Source organism: Acidaminococcus sp. CAG:542 (genome assembly GCF_000437815.1).
GTDB lineage: Bacteria > Bacillota > Negativicutes > Acidaminococcales > Acidaminococcaceae > Acidaminococcus.
In genome coordinates this window covers 1457-2437 of record NZ_FR902029.1, presented here as the reverse complement: position 1 = coordinate 2437, position 981 = coordinate 1457, and the positions used below count along the sequence as shown (strand labels likewise).

Here is a 981-nt window from a genome sequence, read left to right as displayed (position 1 = left end):
TGACAAACAAGGGGCTGTGAAAAAATGATATCTCATTCTTTCACAGCCCCTTTTCTTACCGTTTCTTCACATCCACAGTAATGCTGCTTTCCCCGGTTATAATGAAATCCAGGGGGAATTTCTGCTTGTATTTGCTGCCTTTCAGCAGACCGGTGATGGCGCTGCTCATGCTGCCGGAGGTGGTTCCCGCCGCCCGGGCCGCAGCCCGTCTGCTGGGCCGGCTGTCCCCGTAGGAGGGCATCAGGTCCACCACCACTTCGTTGTTGGCATCCATTTCATTGAATTCCGTCAGGAAATCCTTGAACTGGCGCTGGGAAGACTGGAACATGGCGCTGTCGTCCTCTCCGGTGCCGTCCCCTGCATCCTGTCCCTGGGCGGTGTTGGCCCCGTTCCGGCTGTTCCGCTTGGCCAGGGCCTTGCTGATCCAGGTGGTGGCATTGCCGCTGCGGACGATCAGGTTCATGGGACCCGCCGGCTGCTTGTCCGGGATCTTGAAGTTGATGGTCCGGGTGATTTCCTCAGACCGGTAGGGCTTAAAGGTCAGGGTAATGGGCAGGTTCCCTCCCTGGACTGCCGTGAGAGGCGCCGAGGCTCCCACCATTTCCGCCACTTCACAGCTGGAGGTGGTTTCCACATCCACATTGATGTCCTGGATGGTCACCTTGTCGAACCTGTTGTTCATGAGCATATCCGTAGCCACGTTCAGTTCTGAATCGGTAAGCTTCCCGATGTCCGAAGCGCTGTAGAACATGTTCTCCCGCCGGAGCCGGATGGGGCCTTCCTTTTCTCCCTGGGCGGTGATGGTGAACCGGATCCGGGAGGTGCCCCCTCCCTTTCTGTCCTTGGCCATGCTGACGGTGTTGTAAGTCACCCCGTCCACCAGGCTGGGCACCAGGTCCTCATCGGTGATCAGCTGGACATTGCTGCTTTTGTGCAGTCCCCGGTCCTTGTCGGTGACGGACACGTACATGGGGATGATGG

The 981-nt window shown here is 58.2% G+C and carries 1 pseudogene; it reads right to left on the bottom strand.

Features of this window, described 5'->3' with window-relative positions:
• Positions 1-55: 55 nt before the first annotated feature.
• Positions 56-981 (bottom strand): annotated as a pseudogene (locus QVO43_RS01600) (SpoIVB peptidase S55 domain-containing protein); the annotation flags it as partial.